17 protein-coding genes and 1 tRNA gene are annotated in these 20,716 nt (G+C 66.1%); 10 read left to right on the top strand and 8 right to left on the bottom strand.

What is annotated here, in order from left to right:
• Positions 1-207: 207 nt before the first annotated feature.
• Positions 208-849 (top strand): cyclic di-GMP-binding domain-containing protein, MshE-related, encoded by a 642-nt coding sequence (locus KBY88_RS15625; RefSeq protein ID WP_254940870.1) that lies wholly within the window; start codon positions 208-210, stop codon positions 847-849.
• A gap of 10 nt (positions 850-859) precedes the next feature.
• Here KBY88_RS15625 and folP read toward each other — a convergent pair whose 3' ends face one another.
• The 3 genes from folP to KBY88_RS15610 all read right to left on the bottom strand — a co-directional run bounded on the left by folP (position 860) and on the right by KBY88_RS15610 (position 2,803).
• Positions 860-1,735 carry a dihydropteroate synthase gene (folP, locus tag KBY88_RS15620; protein WP_396103344.1) on the bottom strand — a complete coding sequence of 292 codons (876 nt, stop codon included), beginning with the start codon at positions 1,733-1,735 and terminating at the stop codon, positions 860-862.
• 13 nt (positions 1,736-1,748) lie between these two features.
• Positions 1,749-2,489: a triose-phosphate isomerase gene (tpiA, locus tag KBY88_RS15615; RefSeq protein ID WP_254940869.1), complete on the bottom strand. Its 741-nt coding sequence runs from the start codon at positions 2,487-2,489 to the stop codon at positions 1,749-1,751.
• A gap of 68 nt (positions 2,490-2,557) precedes the next feature.
• Positions 2,558-2,803, bottom strand: coding sequence for an RNA-binding S4 domain-containing protein (locus KBY88_RS15610; protein WP_254940868.1), 246 nt, complete (start codon positions 2,801-2,803; stop codon positions 2,558-2,560).
• A 23-nt stretch (positions 2,804-2,826) separates the two neighbouring features.
• On the opposite strand from KBY88_RS15610, the gene KBY88_RS15605 reads away from it, so the two are divergent.
• The 3 genes from KBY88_RS15605 to KBY88_RS15595 are packed head-to-tail and all read left to right on the top strand — an operon-like array spanning position 2,827 to position 5,208.
• Entirely contained in the window at positions 2,827-4,566 is a 1,740-nt protein-coding gene (locus KBY88_RS15605; protein WP_254940867.1) for an ABC transporter ATP-binding protein, read from the top strand.
• 18 nt (positions 4,567-4,584) lie between these two features.
• Positions 4,585-4,959: a hypothetical protein gene (locus KBY88_RS15600; RefSeq protein WP_254940866.1), complete on the top strand. Its 375-nt coding sequence runs from the start codon at positions 4,585-4,587 to the stop codon at positions 4,957-4,959.
• 27 nt (positions 4,960-4,986) lie between these two features.
• Positions 4,987-5,208: a DUF6447 family protein gene (locus KBY88_RS15595; RefSeq protein WP_254940865.1), complete on the top strand. Its 222-nt coding sequence runs from the start codon at positions 4,987-4,989 to the stop codon at positions 5,206-5,208.
• Between the two features lie 19 nt (positions 5,209-5,227).
• On the opposite strand, the gene KBY88_RS15590 is transcribed toward KBY88_RS15595, so the two are convergent.
• Both KBY88_RS15590 and carB read right to left on the bottom strand, forming a co-directional pair.
• Positions 5,228-5,917, bottom strand: a complete 690-nt coding sequence (locus KBY88_RS15590) for a DUF3386 domain-containing protein (protein WP_254940864.1) — start codon at positions 5,915-5,917, stop codon at positions 5,228-5,230.
• Between the two features lie 57 nt (positions 5,918-5,974).
• Positions 5,975-9,286 carry a carbamoyl-phosphate synthase large subunit gene (gene carB / locus KBY88_RS15585; protein ID WP_254940863.1) on the bottom strand — a complete coding sequence of 1,104 codons (3,312 nt, stop codon included), beginning with the start codon at positions 9,284-9,286 and terminating at the stop codon, positions 5,975-5,977.
• Positions 9,287-9,448: 162 nt separating this feature from the next.
• Here carB and KBY88_RS15580 point away from each other — a divergent pair, with 162 nt between their 5' ends.
• The 5 genes from KBY88_RS15580 (at position 9,449) to KBY88_RS15560 (ending at position 13,514) form a co-directional block, all read left to right on the top strand.
• The gene (locus tag KBY88_RS15580; RefSeq protein ID WP_254940862.1) at positions 9,449-10,084 is read left to right on the top strand and encodes a DUF3318 domain-containing protein; all 636 of its coding nucleotides are present in this window, start codon (positions 9,449-9,451) and stop codon (positions 10,082-10,084) included.
• Positions 10,077-10,445 carry a ribosome silencing factor gene (gene rsfS, locus KBY88_RS15575; protein WP_254940861.1) on the top strand — a complete coding sequence of 123 codons (369 nt, stop codon included), beginning with the start codon at positions 10,077-10,079 and terminating at the stop codon, positions 10,443-10,445. Before KBY88_RS15580 ends, rsfS begins: the two co-directional genes overlap by 8 nt.
• A 10-nt stretch (positions 10,446-10,455) precedes the next feature.
• Positions 10,456-10,962 carry a CGLD27 family protein gene (locus tag KBY88_RS15570; RefSeq protein ID WP_254940860.1) on the top strand — a complete coding sequence of 169 codons (507 nt, stop codon included), beginning with the start codon at positions 10,456-10,458 and terminating at the stop codon, positions 10,960-10,962.
• 43 nt (positions 10,963-11,005) lie between these two features.
• A complete protein-coding gene (locus tag KBY88_RS15565; protein WP_254940859.1) occupies positions 11,006-11,992 on the top strand; it encodes an asparaginase in 987 nt (328 codons plus the stop codon).
• Positions 11,993-12,446: 454 nt separating this feature from the next.
• Positions 12,447-13,514 carry a ubiquinone biosynthesis protein COQ4 gene (locus tag KBY88_RS15560; RefSeq protein ID WP_254940858.1) on the top strand — a complete coding sequence of 356 codons (1,068 nt, stop codon included), beginning with the start codon at positions 12,447-12,449 and terminating at the stop codon, positions 13,512-13,514.
• 560 nt (positions 13,515-14,074) lie between these two features.
• Here KBY88_RS15560 and KBY88_RS15555 read toward each other — a convergent pair.
• Positions 14,075-15,106, bottom strand: coding sequence for a DUF475 domain-containing protein (locus tag KBY88_RS15555; RefSeq protein ID WP_254940857.1), 1,032 nt, complete (start codon positions 15,104-15,106; stop codon positions 14,075-14,077).
• 58 nt (positions 15,107-15,164) lie between these two features.
• On the opposite strand from KBY88_RS15555, the gene KBY88_RS15550 reads away from it, so the two are divergent.
• Positions 15,165-15,241 (top strand) — tRNA-Met (locus KBY88_RS15550).
• Positions 15,242-15,344: 103 nt separating this feature from the next.
• On the opposite strand, the gene KBY88_RS15545 is transcribed toward KBY88_RS15550, so the two are convergent.
• The gene (locus KBY88_RS15545) at positions 15,345-16,628 is read right to left on the bottom strand and encodes a CHAT domain-containing protein (RefSeq protein WP_254940856.1); all 1,284 of its coding nucleotides are present in this window, start codon (positions 16,626-16,628) and stop codon (positions 15,345-15,347) included.
• Positions 16,625-20,716, bottom strand: a 4,092-nt coding sequence (locus KBY88_RS15540; RefSeq protein WP_254940855.1) for a beta strand repeat-containing protein, incomplete at its 5' end; no start/stop codon positions are given. The genes KBY88_RS15545 and KBY88_RS15540, both read right to left, overlap by 4 nt.

The raw sequence follows: 20,716 nt of genomic DNA, 5'->3' as shown, positions 1-20,716 counted from the left end.
GCTCACGGCTCGAACCACGTCGCAGAACCCCTTTTCGGCTAGGCAATCCCGCTAACACTAATGCGAGGCATCTGCAAGAGGCAACTTTCTTTCAAATCGATAAGCTTGTCCGCTTGCAGCTCAGGGCTTCTGGTCGGCCCTCGTCGGTATTGTGGGAATTCTGGCTACTGTTCGAGGATGCTGAGAATCCGTCTACCGGCCCCTCAGGTGCAGCTTGAGCTCATCGGCACCGGTCGAGGCAACCGCCAGCCGTTTCAGATTCTTGGCCCTACCACAGAGGTGGCTTTTATCGAAGAATTGCTGGAGCAGCAATTCGGTGGTCTGACCATCAACCCAGCCGAGCTGTTCAGCTTCCTCGGCAGTGATCCCTGGGTCCAGGAGCGCTTCAGTGCTCCGGAGCTGGTGGATGGCGATCTCAACGCCAGCGAGAGCGGCGAGCAGACCTTCCAGCGCCAGACCCTCGGCGACAAGCTCGTTCAGGCGGGCTTCCTTGAGATCGATGAGCTCGAAAAGCTTCTTGAGGACTACCGCCCCTTCGCTGGTACCCAGCGCTTCGGGGAATTCCTCAAGCTCAACCTGCAGGTGCCCCCCCAGTTGCTGGAGTTGCTCCTCAACCCCACTCTCTTCGATGGGGGCGGCTTCAATGACAAGCGCCTGGGAGATCGGTTGGTCGAGTTGAACGTGATCAGCGCTGAGCAGCTTCAATCGGCCCTTGCTGTCCAGAAGCAGGGCGGTGGCTTGCTCGGTGAAGTCTTGGCCAAGCAGGGGTTGCTCAGCGAGCGGATGGCCCGCTTTTTCTCCAAGGCCCAGATCAACGCCAAGGGCCAGATCGAATACAGCGGCAGTTGAAGCGAGTGGCTCAGCGCCAGAGGGCATCGGCCATGCGGCAGGTCTGAACGATGGGTCCCACATCGTGGACCCGCACCAGATCGGCCCCGGCCGCCACGGCTTTGCAGACCACGGCGGCTGTGCCCCAGAGTCGGGCCCGGGGCCGCGGTTCCGCCAATACCGTGCCGATGAAGCGCTTGCGCGAAGGGCCCACCAGCAGGGGGAAGCCCTCAGCTCGCAGCTCCGCAAGGCCGTCTAGCAGGGCCAGATTCTGGGCCGTGGTCTTGGCGAAGCCCAGACCAGGATCCCAGATGAGTTGCTCCAGGGCCACGCCGGCCGCCACGGCCCGTTCGGTGGCCTGCAGCAGTTCCGCCCGCACCTCGGCAACCACATCGCCGTAGTCGGCCAGGCTGTCCATCGTGACGCTGGTGCCGCGGTTGTGCATCAGCACGTAGGGGCAGCCAACGGCCGCCACCAGGGGGAGCAGGGCAGGATCGCGTCGGCCACCACTGACGTCATTGATCCAGTCGGCCCCCGCCTCGAGGGCCGCTTCGGCCACGGCGGCCTGGTAGGTGTCGATCGAGAGCAGCGGCGGGTGGGGGAAACCCGGAAACTCCTCAGCGGCTAACGCGCTGCGAATCGCCCGCAGGCTGGGCAGCACCCGCCTGATCTCCTCGTTCGCCTCCACTTCGCTGGCGCCGGGGCGGGTGCTCTGACCCCCTAGATCAAGCACGGCGGCGCCCTGACGAGCCATGCTCCGGGCGACGGCCACGGCGACTGCGGGGCCGGTCAGCCGGCCCCCGTCGCTGAAGGAATCGGGGGTGAGGTTGAGCACCCCCATCACATGGGTGCGCTCGCCCCAGGGCAGCCGTCGCTGCGGGGAACTCACCTTCGTGGCCGGCGCCAAGCCCCTCGGCGCCTTAAGCCGCGACAGCCAGCTGGTAGCCGGCGATGCGGGCAAAGCCGACGGGATCGAGCGAGGCGCCCCCCACGAGCACCCCATCGATGTCGGATTGGGCCATCAGCTGATCAATGTTCTCGGCTTTGACCGAACCGCCGTACTGGATGGTGATCTCCGGGAAACCGACCCAGGCACGAATCAGGCCGCAGATGCGGTTGGCTTCGGAAGCTTCGCAGGTCTTGCCGGTGCCGATCGCCCAGATCGGTTCGTAGGCCACGATCAGGCGGCTGGGGTCGAGGCCTTCGAGCCCCTGCTCCACCTGGCGGCGGATCACCCGCTCGGTCTCGGCGGCCTCCCGCTGGTCGTCGCTCTCGCCCACGCACAGGATCGGGATCAGGCCGGCGTCCTGGGCCGCCCGTGCCCGGCGGTTGATCTGCTCGTCGGATTCGCTGTAGTACTTTCGCGGCTCGCTGTGGCCCACGATCGTGTAGGCCACGCCGTGCTCAAGCAGCATCGCCGCCGAGATCTCCGAGGTATAGGCGCCGTTGCCTTCCCAATGCACGTTCTGGCTGGCGAGCGCAAGGCCACTGCCGGCCAGGGCCTCGGCCAGGGTGGCGATGGCTGTGAAGGGCGGTGCCAGGACCACCGTGCGGTCGGCGGGCAGATTGCTCACCAGGGGCAGGAAGCTCTGGGCGAACGACCTGGCTTCGGCGCAGGTCATGTGCATCTTCCAGTTGCCCGCGATCACCGCCTTCACCATCGGAGCACCGTCTCCAAACCTGCTCCAAACCTAAAGCGCAGGGGGGCAGGATCTCCGGCACCCGGCGCTCAGGGACCAGGCACCGCAACAGCCTGGCCCCTGATCTCCACCAGGTCGCCTGGGCGCAGCTGGCGGCCGCGCCGCTCCTCCACCTCACCATTCACCTTCACTTCCCCCTGCTGGACCCAGAGCTTGGCCTCGCCACCGGTGGCCACCAGTCCTTGCCATTTGAGGAACTGATCGAGCCGGAAGCGGACCGCAACCCGCTCTGGAGTTCCTTCTGGGCCTGGACCCTGGGGCGAGGAGAGGGCCAAAACTGCACTGATAGGGTGCCCCGATGCTCGCACCACCGTCGGCTGGCTTCCGTCGGCTTCTGCCGCTTCTGAAGCCCTACCGCCGCAACCTGGTGGCCGGAGGCCTGTGCATGCTCGTGTTCGTGGGCTGCTGGCCGCTGCTGGCCTGGCTCGCCGGCCAGCTGATCCCGGCGATCGGCGCCGGTGACTTCCCCCGGGTGCTTCGGGTCGTGGCCCAGGCCCTGGGGGTGTTCATGGTTCAGAAAGTGGCCCAGTTCGGCCAGGACACCCTCCTGGCAGGCCCGGCCCTGCAGGTGAGCCAGGACCTGCGCCGTGAGCTGTTCGCCCGGTTGCAGCGCCTGGAGTTCGGCGCCCTGGAAAAACTTTCGTCGGGCGATCTCACCTACCGGCTCACCGAAGACGCCGACCGGGTGGGGGAGGTCATCTACAAGACCATCCAGGACACCACCCCCAGCTTCCTGCAGCTGGTGGTGGTGTTCGGCTACATGGTCTTTCTCGATTGGCAACTGTCGATGGCCACGCTGCTGCTGGCGCCGGTGGTGGCTGTGCTGGTGAGCGTGTTCGGAGCGCGGGTGATGGGTGCGGCCGAGCGCAGCCAGAAACAGGTGAGCGAGTTGGCCTCCCTGCTGGGGGAGGCGATCAGCGGCCTGGCTTTGGTGCGGGCCTTCGCCGCTGAAGCCTGGTTGCAGGAACGCTTTGAGCGCGAAATCGACCTGCACCGCCGCGCCCGCTACCGCACCCAGAAGCTGTTGGCCCTGCAGTTTCCCGTGGTGGGATTCCTTGAGGCGGCCGGGATCCTGACGGTGCTACTTATTGGCTCTGCCCGGATCCAGGCCGGCGGCCTCGACAGCCAGGGCTTCAGCAGCTACATCGCCGCCCTGCTGATGTTGATCGATCCGATCTCTCACCTCACCACCAACTTCAACGAGTTCCAGCAGGGCCAGGCCTCCTTGAAGCGCCTGCGGGGGATCGAAGCCGAGGCCGTGGAGGAGCCGGACCGTCCCGGTGCCCTTCCCCTGGGACCGGTGCAGGGGGGCTTGAGCCTCGTGGGAGTGGGCTTCAGCTATGCCCAGGGCCAGCCGGTGCTGGGCGACCTGAGTCTGGAGATCGAACCTGGTCAGGTGGTGGCCTTGGTGGGGCCCTCCGGGGCGGGGAAAAGCACGCTCTTCTCGCTGCTGCTGCGCTTCAACCGGCCCAGCCAGGGCCGCATCCTGCTTGATGGCCTGAATCTCAACGACCTGCGCGCCGCCGACCTGCGCAGGTCGTTGGCCCTGGTACCCCAGCAGAGCAGCGTGTTCTCCGGCACGGTGGCCGAAACAATCCGCTTCGGGCGTCCCGCCAGCGATCAGCAAGTGCGCCAGGCGGCGCAGCTGGCCAACGCCGATGGCTTCATCGAGGCCCTCCCCGGCAGCTATGGCGCAAGGGTGGAAGAACGCGGCAGCAATTTCTCCGGCGGCCAGTTGCAGCGGCTGGCGATCGCCCGGGCGGTGCTGGGCAACCCTGCGGTGCTGCTGCTGGATGAGGCCACGAGCGCCCTGGATGCCGAAGCCGAGGAGGCCGTTCAACGGGGACTCAAACAGGCCATGGCTGGGCGCACCGTGCTGGTGATCGCCCACCGACTCGCCACCGTGCAGGAGGCCGATCTGATCCTGGTGCTCGATCAAGGGCGCATCCTTGAGCTGGGCAGCCATGATCGGTTGATGGCGCAGGGGGGGCGATACCGCGACCTCTGCGAACGCCAGTTGATCCGCATCAGTCTCTGAATCCCAGCGCCTCAGGTCATGGCTGAATCCGTCGATCCCGCCAACCCCTTCCCGCTCTGGGAGTACCGGGTGATCCACATCAACGTGGAAAACAACGCGCCACCGGAGGCTCCGAATCCCCAGGTGGCCAGTCAGAAGCTGCAGGGTGCCCTGAGCCCGGAGTTCATCGCTCGGGAGTTCCCCGAGCAGTACGGCGCTCCCCCGCCGCCCAGGCACCCAGCCGAGCAGTTGCAGTTCTTTCTTAACCTGCTGGGCAAGGAGGGCTGGAACATGGTGGGTTCTGAGCGCGTTGGGGCGCTGCTGATGTTCTTCTTCCGCCGGCCCTTGCGGGCCCTGCCCAAGGCACTGCCCCCCCCCTCAGAACCAGAGGCAGGAGCGAAGGAGGACCCCTAACCTGATCGGGCTCCCCCCCGTTCAGGCATGACTGACGACCTCCAGCAGCCCCCCGTGCTGACCTTCGAGGACAAGCGCTACGACCTCAACAGCCTCCCTGATGAGCTCAAGGAACTGGTACGGGGCCTGCAGGTGGCCGATGCCCAACTCCGCCTGCACGAAGACACCCTCAAGGTACTGGTGGTAGGGCGCCAGTCCCTGGCCGGCCAACTGAACGAGCGGCTGAAGAACGTCAGTCCCCTGCCCTGAGGCGAAGGGTTGCGCAGGTTCAGGCGCCCAGGGCCCCCAGGTCCTCGAAGCGGAAGCGTTGGCGGCTTGTGCCACCTTGTGCTTCGGGGTCTTCTGTTTGCACCACCCGTTCGGCCAGCACCCAGGGGCCGCCCTCGCCCAGGGGCACGAAGGTGTCTGTGAAGGAGCTGGCGCCACCTTTGGCCTCCCCTGTGGCCGGGTCGCTGTAGCGGCTGCTGTAGGTGTGGCTCAGGTAGCCGGCGCCGGTGTCGGTGGTGCTGCCCGTGAAGATCGTCACCACCGTGCCGTGGATGTGACGGTGCACCATTGTCACCACGTCGTTCTTGATGCGGTAACGGTCGCCAGCGTTCTTGCCGCCCACGATCACCTCCACGCCCACGTCATCGGTGTCGCCGGCGGTGAAGGTGTTGGCGCCGTGGGTCTGCTCGAAGCTGCGGCGCACCCGGTGGATGGCCACCTCCCAGAGCTGGGAGCTCACAGCCTTCGTGACGGCTTCATCATCGCTGCCCTCCACCTTGGCCTTGAGCTCGGAGCTCACCTCAAACGTGCCCTCCTCGCAGCGCTCGCCTTGCTCCCAGATCCAGCGGCCGCGATAACCGCTGAAACCTGGATCCCAGGTGTAGCGGTTCTCGTAGGCGGCGCGGAAGGCGGCCTGAAGGTCGCTTCCAGGGGCGAGGGAATCGATCAGGGGGGCGGCCGTACTGGTCACAGAGCGTGCTGCGCTGGGGCGTTCACCCTACCCAGCACAGCTGCAGATCAGCCGAGCTCAGAGAAGAGCCACCGGCGCGTGGATGTCCTGCAGGGCGCGGACCGTGAGGCTGTGGGCCTGCAGGGCGGTGATCGCCTCCACCGCCGCCCGCGCCCCGGCCAGGGTCGTGACCGTGGGCACGGCGTAGTCGAGGGCGGCCCGGCGCAGGTAGCGGTCATCGTGGGCGGCCTGGCGGCCGATCGGAGTGTTGATGATCAGCTGGATACGGGCCGATCGAATGGCGTCTTCGATGTTCGGCCGCCCCTCGTGCACTTTGAGGATCGATTCGACCTTCAGGCCAGCCCCCTGGAGCACTCTGGCGGTGCCGGTGGTGGCGATCAAGGAGAAACCCAGGGCCGCCAGCCCCCGGGCCACGGGCACCAGGGCGAGTTTGTCGCGGTCGTGGGTGGAGAGAAACACCATGCCGCCGGTGGGCAGGGCCTCGCCGGCGGCCAGCTCGGCCTTGGCGTAGGCCATGCCGAAGCTGCTGGCGCTGCCCATCACTTCGCCGGTGGAGCGCATCTCCGGGCCCAGCAGCGAATCGGATCCCGGGAAGCGCTTGAACGGCAGCACCGCCTCCTTGACGTTCTGCAGGGGGGGCACCGGTTCGCTCGTGAGCCCCAGCTCCGCCAGGGTGCGACCGGCCATCAGCCGGCTGGCGATCTTGGCCAGGGGCACGCCGGTGGCCTTGGCGACGAACGGCACCGTGCGCGAGGCCCGCGGGTTGGCCTCGATGATGAACACCGCGCCGTCACGCACGGCGAATTGCAGGTTGATCAGGCCGCACACCTTGAGAGCCAGGGCCAGGTCCTGGCTCCAGCCGCGGATCGTGGCCAGGGCTTCTGGATCAAGGGACACCGAGGGCAAGGCGCAGGCGGAATCCCCGGAGTGGATGCCGGCGGGCTCGATGTGCTCCATCAGGCCGCCGATCACCACCTGGCCGGTGCGGTCGGCCAGGGCATCCACATCCACCTCGATGGCGTTCTCCAGATACTGATCAATCAGCACCGGATGGTCGGGTTCCACCTGCACCGCTTCGACCATGTAGCGGTTGAGTTCCTCTTGATCAAACACCACCTCCATGGCGCGTCCGCCGAGCACGTAGCTGGGGCGCACCACCACGGGGTAGCCGACGCGATCGGCGGCGGCACGGGCCTCGGGCTCGCTGCGGGCCAGGCCATGGCGGGGCTGGCGGATGTCGAGCTGCCGCAGGATCGCCTCAAACTGCTCACGGTCTTCGGCGCTGTCGATCGATTCGGGCGAAGTGCCCCAGAGGCGTGTGCCCGTGGCCAGGCCCTCGGGGCTCGCCAGCCAGCGTTGCAGCGGCAGGGCGAGTTTGAGCGGCGTCTGGCCGCCGAACTGCACAATCACACCTTCGGGCCTCTCGGCCTCGATCACGTTCATCACGTCTTCGAGGGTGAGCGGTTCGAAGTAGAGCCGATCGCTGGTGTCATAGTCGGTTGACACCGTTTCTGGGTTGCTGTTCACCATCACCGTGGCGAATCCTTCGTCTTGCAGGGCAAAGGAGGCATGCACGCAGCAGTAGTCGAATTCGATCCCCTGGCCAATGCGGTTGGGCCCACCGCCCAGGATCATCACCTTGCGGCGTGACTCCGGCTGCACTTCATTTTCGGGGGGAAGCAGGGTGAGGGCGCCATCGGCGCCCAGGCGCTGGAGGGGACGCTCGTAGGTGGCGTAGTGGTACGGGGTGCTGGAGGCGAACTCGGCGGCGCAGGTGTCCACCGTCTTGAACACGGCGTTCACCCCCAACCCCTGGCGCACCCGGCGCACACTGAGTTCGTCTGAGCCGGTGGCCCAGGCAATCTGGCGGTCGGAGAAGCCCAGCTGCTTGAGCTCCAGCAGGGCCTCGGAGCTGAGCTGCTCCAGGGAGCGGCCGCTCAGCAGGCGCTCCTGGGCCTCAACGATGTGGCGCAGCTTGGCCAGAAACCAGGGGTCAATGGCGCTGAGCTGGTGGATGTCGGCGTCGCTGCGGCCGGCGACCATGGCGGCGCGCACGGCGAAGATGCGATCCGGCGCCGGGGTGCGCAGCAAACGCTCCAGTTCGGGCCTTTCGATGGTCTCCTCGGGGCGGTCACACCCCCAGCCGGCATGGCCCGTTTCCAGGGAGCGCACAGCCTTCTGGAACGATTCCTCAAAACTGCGCCCGATCGCCATCGCTTCGCCCACCGACTTCATCGAGGTGGTGAGCACCGCCGGAGATCCACGGAACTTCTCGAAGGCGAAGCGCGGGATCTTGGTGACCACGTAGTCGATCGTGGGCTCGAAGCAGGCCGGCGTTTTGCCCGTGATGTCGTTGAGGATTTCATCGAGGGTGTAGCCCACCGCCAGGCGGGCGGCGATCTTGGCGATCGGGAAGCCCGTGGCCTTGGAGGCCAGCGCCGAGCTGCGGCTGACGCGCGGATTCATCTCGATCACCACCACATCGCCATTGGCGGGGTTGATCGCGAACTGGATGTTGCTGCCACCGGTCTCGACGCCAATTTCACGGATGATCGCGATCGACTGGTCGCGCAGCCGCTGGTACTCCCGGTCGGTGAGGGTCTGGGCGGGGGCGACCGTGATCGAGTCGCCCGTGTGCACCCCCATCGGGTCGAGGTTCTCGATGCTGCAGATGATCACCACGTTGTCAGCCAGATCGCGCATCACCTCCAGCTCGAACTCCTTCCAGCCGATCAGCGAGCGCTCGATCAGAATCTGCGACACGGGGCTCGCCTCCAGGCCGCTCTTGCAGAAGGCCCGGAACTCCTCGGGGTTGTAGGCGATGCCGCCTCCGGAGCCGCCGAGGGTGAAGGCGGGGCGAATGATGCGCGGATAGCTGCCGATCTCCTCCTCGCCGACGCGCTCGGCTTCCTCCAGGGTGCTGGCGATCCCCGACGGGCACACGGCCACGCCGATGCGCTCCATCGCCTGCTTGAACAGGCGCCGATCTTCCGCCTTCTGAATCGCCTCGAGGTTGGCGCCGATCAGCTCCACCCCGTAGGTCGCCAGGGTGCCGTTCTCGGCCAGGGCCACCGCCAGGTTGAGGGCGGTCTGGCCGCCCATGGTGGGCAGCAGGGCGTCGGGGCGCTCGATCTCGATCACCCGCCGCACCACCTCGGGGGTCAGGGGCTCGATGTAGGTGCGATCCGCCATGTCCGGATCAGTCATGATCGAGGCTGGATTGCTGTTCACCAGCACCACTTCAAAACCCTCGGAGCGCAGGGCCTTGCAGGCCTGGGTGCCGGAATAGTCGAACTCGCAGGCCTGGCCGATCACGATGGGCCCGGACCCCAGCAGCAGGATGCGACGCAGATCCGTCCGGCGGGGCATGGGGAAAGGGGGGCAGCCAAACCTGCCTAGCCTCTCATGGGCAACTGCAGGCCTTGCCGCCGCCAGTTGTGACGGCAACCGCCACCGCCGCCGGCCGCCACAAGCCCTGTGCGGTCCTGGTGGTCGCTAATCTGGTCCAACGATCGTTCTATCCAGCTTTCCATGAGTGAACTCCAGCGCCTGAAGGGGCTGCTGCCTCCTGAGATGCAGAGCTGGGTGTTCGTGGAAGCTGCCGCCGCCTCCGACCCACCGCTGATCACGATCGAAGAGATCGGCCGTGATGAGGTGGAGATTCAGGTGGATCTGGAGAAGTGGGATCAGCTGGCGCTCGACCATCGCAATCTGCTCTTCTGGCACGAGGTGGGGCGGATCCAGAACGATGCCGTGCCCAGGGATGGCTGGGAGATGGCTGCCCTGGCCATTGGTTTAGGCGGGGCCATCGGTGAGCTCTGGGTGCAGGACGGCCTGCTGCTGGTGCTGGCGGTGGGACTCTCGGGTTTTGCCGGTTACCGCCTTTACCTCAAGAACAACTCCGAAAAGCGCCTCGCCGATGCGATCGAGGCCGATGAGCGGGCGATCGATCTGGCCACCCGCTTCGATTACACCTTGCCGAACGCCTACAAGAGCCTGGGGGGCGCCCTCAAGGAATTGGTGGAGCAGAGCCGCAAGAAGAAGAAGAGAGCCTTCTACGAAGATCGGCTTGAGGCCCTGCGCAAGAGCGCTGGTAAGGCCCGCGCCGAAATGGCCCAGCAGCAGGGCAGCCGCCAGTCGGTGACCAGTGAGAACGTCTATGGATAGCCGGGACCTGGCCCAGCTCGCGGCCGAAGCCTGCGATGACCGCAAGGCGGTCGACATCCTGCTGATTCGGGTGGAGGAGGTCTCCTCGCTGGCCGACTGGTTCGTGATCGCCAGCGGGCTTTCCGATGTGCAGGTGCGTGCCATCGCCCGCTCGGTGGAAGTGCGCCTCGAAAGTGACACCGGACGGCTCCCCCTGCGCAAGGAGGGCCAGAGCGAGGGCCGTTGGCTGCTGCTGGATTACGGCGAGCTGATCGTGCACGTGCTCACACCGTCGGAGCGCAGCTACTACGACCTGGAGGCCTTCTGGGGCCATGGGGAGCAAGTGCCCTTCGTGAGCTCAGAACGTTCCCTTCCGGGCTGAGCACTGCCCTGTGGCTGAAGACACCCTCACCGATGAGTTCTGCCCGGTGCCACCGGAGCAGCGACCACTCGAGGAGTACGGCCAATTCTGTCGCTCCTGGTTTTTTCGTTGGCCCGCCTCCAGTGCCCACGCCCTCCTGCGCCCCCTGCTGGTGAGCTGGTGGGCGGCCCTGCCCCTGAGCCTGCTGGTGAGCAGTGGCAGCTGGGCCCTGCGCCAGGATCCCCTGCGTTTGACGGCCATCGCCGTCATCGGCGCCCTACTCCTGCCCCTGGCCCTGCTGGTGCGCCAGTGGCTGGGCTGGCGGCACCTTCTCCTCAGGCTTCTCAACGAGCGGATCGCCTACGAGGAGTCCGGCTGGTACGACGGTCAGGAGTGGGACAAGCCCCTGGCCTGGCGGCAGAGGGATCTGCTGGTGGCCCGTCACCAGGTGGGCCCAGTGATGCGACGGCTGGAGCGCTCCCTGGCCCTGATGGCCACCCTGCTGCTGTTCGGCACCGCTCTCTGCCAGGCTTTCTAAGAGGCTTCCGGCTCGATCCGGTGCTGTCCCCCTCGCGACCCCGATGACCCTGTCCTCCAGCTTCGGAACGCCCCACCGCCCTGGGGTCCCCCCTTTGGAGGTTCGTGTGCTCCGGGGCGGCATCCTCGAATCGGTGCACTTGGCCCACGCGGTGGTCTGCGACCATCGGGGCCGGGTTCTGATGCGCGCCGGCGATCCCCAGCAGCTGAGCTTCGTGCGCTCGGCCCTCAAGCCGTTCCAGGCCCAGGTGTTTGTGGGCAGCGGCGCCGCGGATGGGGTCGGCATCGATGACCGTGGCCTGGCCATCGCCTGCGCCTCCCATGCCGGCAGCCCCGCCCAGGCCCGCGAGGCTTTCAAGTTGCTGTGGAGCGCCGATCTGGAGACCGAGCGGTTGCAGTGCCCGGTGCCCCCCGGTGGCACCAGTCCCTTGGAGCACAACTGCTCGGGCAAGCATGCGGCTTTCCTGGCCGCCTGCCGGCGGATGCATTGGCCCCTGGAAAGTTACCTGCAGCTGGAGCACCCGTTGCAGCAGCAGGTGCTCAAGCGCGTGGGCGAGTTGCTGGGCATGCCGGGCGCTGAGCTGGTCACCGCCCGCGACGACTGTGGCGCCCCCACCCTGCAATTGCAGCTGGCCCAGATGGCGCTCCTTTATGCCCATCTGGGGGCCTCCGAGCAGGCCGACCTGGAGCGCCTGAGCCGGGCGATGCTTGCCCACCCCGATCTGGTGGCCGGTGAGGGCCGCTTCGACACCGAGCTGATGCGCCGTGGCCACGGCCAGGTGATGAGCAAGGGGGGGGCCGAGGGCATCCAATGCCTCAGCCGCACCGGCGAGGGGATGGGAGTGGCGATCAAGGTGATCGATGGGGCCAGCCGCGCCAAGCACGCCGTGGCTTTGCATCTCCTTCGCCAGCTCGACTGGCTCACACCCCTCACCCTGGAAGAGCTGGAACAGAGCTTCCTGGAGCCCAGCGAGGTCGTGCGCCTGGAGGTGGTAGGTGAACTTCGTTTCGACGCTGCCACCAGCCGCTAGCCAGCGTGGAGTCAGGGGCGTTCGCCTCAGAGGGCTTGGGTGCCAGGCGCGGCGTGAGGACTTGACGAGGGACACTGTCAGCGGCAGAACCTCGAGGAGATTCAGACCCTGGGGCAAGGCGCAAGCAGGCCGAGCGAGCATTCTCGACGCTTGCCCGGCCACGGCTGGACTGACCGATGCGGGGGTGAGTGTCACGGCAGCCCAGGTGATTCCAACCGCTCAGCCTGGACGATTCAAGGCTTACCGCCACCCTCTGATCCAGGCCAAGTCGGCGTGTTGTCCCGCTTGAGGTGGGTTGTTCCCGTCAGAGCCCCCCTGTGGCCCGGCACGTGCCAGGCCCCCCGGGGCTTGGGTTGGGGGCCGTTCACCTCCCGGCGGGATCTTTTGGGACGCTGGGAGGTTCGCGACCACCAACTAAACTGGATCCCAAGGCAAGATGCCTGATTGGTAGAGGGTGACGCGCTTGATCTTCGACGGCAGCGAGGGCCAGGCCAGACAGATCCTCGCTGCGATGGCCGAAGTGGCCCGTGCGGGTGGCAGAACCCTCACGGACGTGGATAAAGCCGCCCTGATCTCATCGTCGGCACTCGTTTTCGCCCTGAAGGAGCCGCTCGATCCCGATTCCCTCGGCAAGGTTTCACCGGAGCAACTGGCGGAGTCCCTGGGATCAAAGGGCCGCGAAGCGATCGTGCCGCTGGTGGTGATGGCCACCGCCGATGGCAAGGTGGCTCCTGAAGCCGCCGAGCGGGTGGCGGCGTATGCCCAGTCCCTTGGCATCGACGAGCCCGCCGTTCGCGACTTGCAGGCGCTGGTGGGGGGACAGCTCGCAGCGGCCCGCGCCGACATGCTGCGCCGCAACCGGGCCAGCATCACTGGCACCTGGGTTGAAGACATTTCGAGCTACGGCGGCTGGATGTTTCCCTACCGGGGATCGCCGGACCCAGGGCTTGTGCAGCGCTATGGGGCCCTGGGCACCAGGCCGGTCGGTTCGTTCGGGCGAGCCTTCCACGATTTCTACCGCGCCAACGGCTACGGCTTCGCGGGCCTGGAGGAGTCTCCAGCTGAATCCTTCACCACACCCCACGACAGCGCCCACATCCTCTCGGGCTACGACACCTCCGTGCAGGGGGAATTGTTGGTGAGCACCTTCACCGCAGGGATGCACAGAAGCGAGGCTCTGGCCGGCCACATCTTGCCCGTGATCGTGAGCTGGCACCTGGGCTTGCCGCTTGCGGTGCCCGCCGGCAGCGCCACAGGTGCCCTCGATGTGCGCAAATTCTGGATCGCCTGGAAACGGGGGGATGCCACCAGCGGGGACACGTTCAATCCCGACTGGGACTTCTGGCAACACGTGGACGCACCCCTCGATGATCTGCGCGCCGCGATGGGCGTGCCCAGGCTCGATCCGGCGGATGCCGCCGAGGCTGCCGTGGCCGACGGGCCTGGGGCAATCGCTGCACCAACGGGGTACCCAGCGTCCAGACCAACAGCCCGCGAGGGTCTCGATCGTGGTGGTGGCTGAAGAACCGGCCGAGCCCCTCCTTCGGAAGCGGCCCCCATGGACCGCAACGGCGGCTCCGCTCCCGGACTGAGGATCACCCGTCACGTCGCCAGGTCGGCGGACCATCACAGCGAAGGCCTCGGCGCAGGGTGAATGCGCCTTCGACTCCTGGGGGTGTAACGCCGCAACGGCCGGCTACTCAGTGATCTGCGGTGGCCGCTCGGTCCTGGCTCAAGCGATGATGGCGCCCGTCCTGCAGCAGCAGCCAGGAGGTTGGAGAAGGGGCAGCCAGCGCCTTCCCAGCCGATCGTCACCGTCCTCGACGGTTGCAGAGCGCGCAGGCTGCAACGGCAACGGGCCCAGGTCGCGCCAGCGTTGCCCCGCCAGGGCTACGGCCGGCAAGGGTTGCTTCCACCTGGGGCGCCTGGGCCATGGCCAAGGCCAGGTGGAACGAAAAGGAAGCGCCGGGGGAGAAGCTTGATTGAGTGCCCAATCAGAGCGTTCGCCTGGAGGAGATGAGGGCGTTGCGTTGGGACGCCGCCCCTCCCGGTGATGCAGCCGCGAGGTCGAAGAAGGCGGACTCAGCTGAGGCGTGGGCGCCTGGCCTGACGCAGGGAATCCCAGAGTGAGAGCGCCAGCAGCACCACCCCGATCAGGCCGCTGAGCCATTCGGGCACATGCAGGCCCCAGGGGGCGATCACCACCCCCGCCAGCATCAGGAAGCCCAGGGCGCCGATGGCGTAGTGGGCGCCGTGCTCGAGGTAGATCAGCCGGTCCAGGGCGCGCTCGCGCGTGAGCAGCACCGTGAGCGAGCGGATGAACAGGGCGCCGAGGCCCAGGCCGGTGAGGATCAGGGGGAGCTGGTTGGTGATCGCGAAGGCGCCGATCGTGCCATCGAGGCTGAAGGAGGCATCCAGCAGCTCCAGGTAGATCAGGCTGACCACACCGCCATGGGCGGCCAGCCGGCCCATGGCCGCCTCGTCGCCGCCGAAGAACTGGGCCAGGGAGGTGCTGAGGATCTGAAGCACGAGGCCCACCAGGCCGCTGATCAGCACATCGCCGCGCAGCTCGCTTGGGAGGGCCAGGGCCACGGCCAGCAGCACCGCCAGGGCCAGGGCCACCTCCAGGGATTCGATCCGCCCCGCCTGGGCCAGCCTGGCCTCCAGCCGCTGGACCCAGTGCAGGGTCTTGGCCTCATCGAAGAAATAGCGCAGGAAGACCATCAGCAGGAACATCCCACCAAAGGCCAGGATCCGTGGCTCCGCCAGCTCCAGCAACTCGCGGTAGTGGTCGGGATGGTGCATGGCGGCATCGAAGGCTTCCCCCAGGCCCACGCCACCGGCCAACGCCACCAGCAGCAGCGGACCCAGGAAGCGCACGCCGAACACCGGGATCACCAGCCCCCAGGTGAGAAAGAAGCGTTGCTGGCCCGGGGTGAGCTGCTCCAGCACCCGGGCGTTGACCACGGCGTTGTCGAAGGAAAGGCTGATCTCCAGGGCCAGCAGCACCAGGGTGAGCCAGGCGGCCGTGAGGCCGCGGGAGACCAGCACGGCCACCAGGCCGATCAGGCAACACAGCAGGGGGAACCGCACGTACTGGAAGTAGCGGGCCATGCCGTTGGGTCAGTTGATTGCCGAAGGGTACCCCTGAGGGATACGATCACTGAGGCGCCGCGGGGTAGAGCAGTCTGGTAGCTCGTCGGGCTCATAACCCGAAGGTCAGGAGTTCAAATCTCCTCCCCGCCACCAACTTTCCAGACCATCCTCAGGTGATCTGAACAACACCCTCCGCCCTTCGCGGAGGGTTTTTTGCAGGGGCAGAGTGACGTTCCCGACAGATTCGGCGATCCGATCACCAAGGCGTTCCCAGCAACTGGATTCCAGCCCAGAAATAGGGGTGCTGCAGCCCGGCGGAGATCCGCCGCTGCTGGGCTGTGGTGAGACCGGAGAGCAGCACATCGCCCCCGGCGCCGATTACCTGGTCGCCCACCAGGCGCAGGCGGCCGGAGGCCATCGCCCGACGGGTGTACTGCAGGGCTTCAGCTTTGGGAAGCCCCCGATCCAGGTAGCGGTAGAACTGCACGAACAGCGCCGATGTGGCCACATCGTCGACGTACCAGAGGCTTCCAATGGCACTGCGGGATCCCGCCTGGAGGGCCAGCCCCGCAAAGCCCAGTTCGCTGTCGGCATCTCCAAGGGCGGTGCGGCAAGCGCTGAGGCTGAACACATCCAGCTGGGCCTCGCCGCGGCGTTGCCTGAGCTGGGACAACTGGGGCAGGGACATCGGACCGGTGCCGGAATAGAGGCGGGCCGCCGCCGGGCCGCCGGGCAGGAACTCGGCGTGGGTGGCCACGTGAACCCGGTCGAAGAGCGGATCCCCGGCCTTCTGCAGCAACACCTCGGGGGTGAAGCGCTGGTTCAGGAAGATCTCCGAAGCGCGCCCCTTGCTCACCCGAACAAGCTCCTGGGGCACCAGGGGCAGGGGATTGAGGCCCTCGAACACTGAGGCACCGGCAGCCAACAGCTGCGCATTGGCCTTTTCGGGCAGGACCGCCAGTTTGGTGAGCCCCAGGGCCGGCGTCATGCCGAAGGCATAGCGCTCACCCAGGAAGCTCTGACCATCGTGGAGGGCGGCGAAGGGCACCGCCTGCAGACCGGCATCGGCGGAGATCAACACGGTGGTGATCCTGTGCTTTTGCAGCAGCTCGGCAATCGGTTGAAGGAGGATGGTGTGCAGCTCCCGGGCGGGAGCCCTGGGATCGCTGACATCGAGTGGCGATTGACTCGCGAGTTGACCGTAGAGCTTGCGCAACAACGCGTTGAAGGCCTTGAGCGAGACCTCCCTGCGGGCACCCTGCACCTCCCCGTCAGGGGGAATCAAGGTGAGATCGAGGAAGGCATCGGCCTCGGGATGGGCGGTCTTGCCCTTCGCCACGCTGAAGCCGATGCGCAGAATCGCGGGGTTGTAGCTGGCCGGATTGAAGCGTGAAGCGCCGTCGGATGCAGGGGCAACGAACGGGACATCGGCGGCAGACGGTGCCGCCACGGCCGCCGGCGGAACCAGGGCACCCCCGAGCGCCAGGATCAGCCAAGCCATCAGGCTGGTGAGCTGAATCGGGCCAGGGTGCCGGGTCATGGGTTGCCTCCACGAATCCGATGGCGGACCGCCTGGATCACGTCCCGCAGACTTTGCTGCAACTGGGAGGGGGTCGGCGCGGTTCGGCCATCGGCGGGATCGAGCCCGAGTTTGCTGGCGGTTTCCTCCATTGCCCGCTGCTCCGACGTGGAGAATTGCTCCTGTACCTGTTGGGGGGAGAGCTGCTGCACAGCCTGATCAAAGAGGCCCGATCCACTGAGAGACAGGTTCAGCGGTGACCCTTCGGGCCCACGACCCGCGAAGGCCTGGGAGGGGTAGAGCTGCTGCTCCAGCCGCAGGTAAAAGCCTGTTTCATCGAGGCCGGGCCCACGGGCCGGTGGATCGATCCGAGCAGCAGCTCGTGCTGGCGCAGGAACGCCTGCCTCGCTGAGCACAATCTTGTAGGCCAATGCCTCCTGCTCAATGGAGGACTCCAGACGATCTGATGCGCGTTCCTTCGTGAAGGTGACGCTATAGAGCGCGCGCGGTGACAACGCATCGACCAGGCCAGGGAGACTCCAGGCAAGATCGGTGGTCGTCCAATGGAAGGGAGCCCCCTCGGGCCAGCCACCGCTGAAGGAGCTCGAAGGATAGAAGGTCAGTTCGAGGCTCAACCTGACGGTCGCGCTGTTGGGCTGCTGCAGGTTGGTTGCTGGATCGGAGCTGGTTGGGGATGAACCGGGGGCACCGGCGACCAGAACAGCACGGACCAAGGCTTCATAGGCCAGGGATTCCTGCAGGAAAGAGGAGCCGAGACGATCGAGTGCGCGATCAATGGTGATCGTGATGCCATAGAGCGAGCTCTGGGACAGGTCAGCGAAAAGATCCAAACGGACCCAATCCCAGATCGGCGTGATCGCCACCTCCTGATTCGAGGAGGTATCGGCATAGAGAAACGAGGACTCCGTGAGCGTGATCGTGAGCGGGTCGACGCCAAGCGTCTCCCACTGGGTCACCAGGGGGGAACCGGGGTCGGCGTAGTCGTCAGTGGGCTCCAGCAGGTTGAGTTGAATCGGATTGATGGTCTGCTGGAACGCGACGAGCAAGGGAAGTTCAGAGGTGGGGACAACCACCGTTGTGGGCCCAACAGCCACGCCGTTCAGAAACAGCCGGCCACCAAAGATGCTGGCATTGTTGAGGATCGAGCTGGCGAACAGGCTGAACGAGGCGCCACCGCCGCCGACCAGTGAGGTGGTGGCATCGAGGCTGAGGCTGGTGGTATTGGCGGAACCCAGCTGGATCGAACCGCCACTGAGTCCGAAGACGTTGAGGGTGGAGCCAGTGATGGCGATGGTGCGGCCGTCGATGGTGATCGAGCCGCCGAGGGCCGGCGGATCGGCAATCAGGCTGGAGTTGGTGATGGTGACGTTGCTGGGAAGGACCTTCAGTCCGACCTGAATGGAGCCGCCGTCGTTGGCACCTGATGTGTTCAAGCTTGTGCTGGCAAGGCTGATGCTGGTGCCATCGAGCTGCACGGTTCCGCCGACACTGCCGCCACTTGCCGCGACGCGAGCGCCATTGAGGCTCAAGGGTCCGCCGCTGCTGACGGAGATCAGGCCGCCGGGGCTGGTGAGTGAGGAGCCGGCGGCAAGCCCTGTGGCGCCAGAGGCACTGAGGCTGATCGGGCCACCCGCCGAACGCACCGCGCCACTGAGGTTGAGGCCACCAGCCAGGCTGCTGAGGGTCAGCGGGCCCATGGCGCCGACCCCCCTGAGGTTGAGGTCGCCGCTGGTCTGGGTGATCGAGAAGCTGGAGAAGTCGCTGCCCAGGCTGCCGCCGTTCTCCGTGTAGATACCGCTCAGAACGAGGGGGCCGCTGCCGCTCACCAGCCCCTGGTTGATCAGCGATGCGGTCGTGAAGGTGCCTCCGTTGAGGCTCAAGCTGGCGCCGGCGCCCACGGTGGTGGCGCCGTCCACCGCCAGAGAGCCCGTGTTGCTGAAGATCGAGGCACTGCCCAGCGAGAGGTCGCCTCTGAGGCTGATCGTGCCGAGATTGGTGAGATTGGTGGGGGTGAGGCTGAGATTGCCCAGGGTGGAGGCAATCGTGCCCGTGTTGTTCAGTGTCGTTGGGCTGAGCGTGAACGTTTGACCCGCCGTCGTCGAGATGATGTGGCCACCATTGTTCAGCGTCACGGTCGACGTTGAGGTTGACACCGAATAGGGGGACAAACCTCCATAGCCCTCCAGCACGACACCGTTGCCAATCCCAAAGATTCCATCCCCACCAACACCCGCGAAAATATCACCGCCGATGCGGTTGATCACGGCGTGCCCACTCGTCGTCCATTGCGTTCCGGGTGCGGCATACCACGCGCTGGGATCTGATTTCAATGTGATCCCATCGGCCAGGTTGATCGTTCCCGACAGCTCAAGCGGCCCCGTAATCGACAGATTTGAGCCCAGCGTGACTCGGTCCAATCTGCCAAAGTTCGAGCGGAGCTGGGGGGCCGCATCGCTGTTCAGCACAGTCCCGCCGTTGATTCGGCCGCTCAACGTCCCCAAACCTCCAGTGCCGAATGGACCATTGCTGCCAATGTCCAGGGGGAGTGGGAATAGTTCAAGGTCCAAGATACCGGTTAGATTCACCGTCCCGCCGCTACGAATGAAGCCACCAGCCACCTGCGATGCGGCGAACCTGCCCCCCAGATTCACTGTGCCACCGCTCAAAACCACGTCCCCGCTGTTGCTCCAATTGCCGCTGTTGATGTTCAGCTCTCCTCCGTTCACCAGCAGCAGTCCCGTGCTGGAAAATGTTGACGAGCCAATCGTGATGGTGCCCGCATTCAGTTCAAGTGTGCCGATGTTGTTCAGTGCAGTCGATTCAACCGTGAATGCTTTGCCTGATTGATCCAAGACGATCCGCCCGAAGTTATTCACTGTCGCCCTTGAACTCTCCGTCAACACGCCATAGGTCTGCAGCGTTATGCCGGTATCGATTCCAAGCGTCCCCTCACCACCAAAACCTGCCACAAGGTCACCACCGTTGCGGCTGATCACCGCATTTCCTGTGCTGGTCAATAACGTGCCAGGTGCTGCATACCAAGTACTGGAATCATTCGAGTTCAACGTTATGGCGTCAACAAGGGAAATCCTTCCCGATAAATAAAGCTCGCCTGTCGTCAACAGGCTCGAGCCCAGGGTGACGTTGTTCAGAGTGGCGCGGTCTGAGGTGAGCGTCGATCCCGAGATCGTGCTGCCACTGATCGTGCCCGCCAGGGTGGTGCTGCCACTGAAGGCCGCCGTACCGCCGTTGAGGGACAGGGTGGCCCCCGCAGCCAGGTTGGTGGCACCGCCACCGCTGGCATCGCTGTCGGGGTTGAGCGAGAGGTTCAGCTGACCGGCGCTGCTGCTGATGGACGCCTTGAGGTGAATGTTGTTGTGGGCCGTGAGCGTGAGCGTGGCGTTACCCCCCGCCGACTTGCTGATCGGGGAGGCCACGGTGATGTCGCCCGCTTCGGTGCCGCCGGCGCTGGTCACCACACTCACGTTGGTGCCGGCATTGAGCGCGGTCTCCAAGGTGGTGGTGGTGAGCACCGCGTTGTCGCCGGTGGTGATCACGGCTGGCGGGGTGGTGACGTTGCTGTCGGACCCCGTTGCCTGAATCGTGACGTTGTTGGGATCGATCAGCCAGGTGCCGGCGTTGCCTTTCGGGGCGAACGCGTCCGGTGCCTGGCTCACCTCCAGCCCATTGCGGCCGGAGGTTTCCACCAGGCCGCCGTCCCCGCCCTGGGGACCTCCACGGGCTGAGAGGGCGCCCTCCACCCTGAGACTGTCGGTGCCGTAGACCACCACGGTGCCGCCCGATCCGCGGGCGGTCGCATCGGCGTGGACCTTGCTGGCCCCATCCACGCTTGTGCGTTGGGCATTGGTGATCGTGGGGTCGAGCCCCCGCAGGCCTCCGCCCAGGCGCACCGTGCCGCCGCCACTGGGGCCGCTCACATCCACGGTGCTGGATTGCAGAGCCACCGCCGCCCCGGTGATCGCCACCTGCGCCCCGGGCGCCTGGATCCCGGCGGCCTGCAGCAGCACATTGCCGCCCTGCGCATCGAGCAGCAGGCTCTGATCGACGGTGAGCAGGCCGCCGGAAAG

Source organism: Cyanobium sp. Morenito 9A2, assembly GCF_024345575.1.
Classification (GTDB): domain Bacteria; phylum Cyanobacteriota; class Cyanobacteriia; order PCC-6307; family Cyanobiaceae; genus ATX-6F1.
This window is presented reverse-complemented; position numbering and strand designations above follow the sequence as displayed.

What these genes read in the sequence shown, in the direction of transcription:
- KBY88_RS15545 (WP_254940856.1), bottom strand. Translation starts at nt 16,628, where the DNA reads ATGACCCGGCACCCTGGCCCGATTCAGCTCACCAGCCTGATGGCTTGG.
- KBY88_RS15555 (WP_254940857.1), bottom strand. Translation starts at nt 15,106, where the DNA reads ATGGCCCGCTACTTCCAGTACGTGCGGTTCCCCCTGCTGTGTTGCCTG.
- carB (WP_254940863.1), bottom strand. Translation starts at nt 9,286, where the DNA reads ATGCCCCGCCGGACGGATCTGCGTCGCATCCTGCTGCTGGGGTCCGGG.
- rsfS (WP_254940861.1), top strand. Translation starts at nt 10,077, where the DNA reads ATGGATAGCCGGGACCTGGCCCAGCTCGCGGCCGAAGCCTGCGATGAC.
- KBY88_RS15605 (WP_254940867.1), top strand. Translation starts at nt 2,827, where the DNA reads ATGCTCGCACCACCGTCGGCTGGCTTCCGTCGGCTTCTGCCGCTTCTG.
- tpiA (WP_254940869.1), bottom strand. Translation starts at nt 2,489, where the DNA reads ATGGTGAAGGCGGTGATCGCGGGCAACTGGAAGATGCACATGACCTGC.
- KBY88_RS15595 (WP_254940865.1), top strand. Translation starts at nt 4,987, where the DNA reads ATGACTGACGACCTCCAGCAGCCCCCCGTGCTGACCTTCGAGGACAAG.
- KBY88_RS15580 (WP_254940862.1), top strand. Translation starts at nt 9,449, where the DNA reads ATGAGTGAACTCCAGCGCCTGAAGGGGCTGCTGCCTCCTGAGATGCAG.
- KBY88_RS15565 (WP_254940859.1), top strand. Translation starts at nt 11,006, where the DNA reads ATGACCCTGTCCTCCAGCTTCGGAACGCCCCACCGCCCTGGGGTCCCC.
- KBY88_RS15600 (WP_254940866.1), top strand. Translation starts at nt 4,585, where the DNA reads ATGGCTGAATCCGTCGATCCCGCCAACCCCTTCCCGCTCTGGGAGTAC.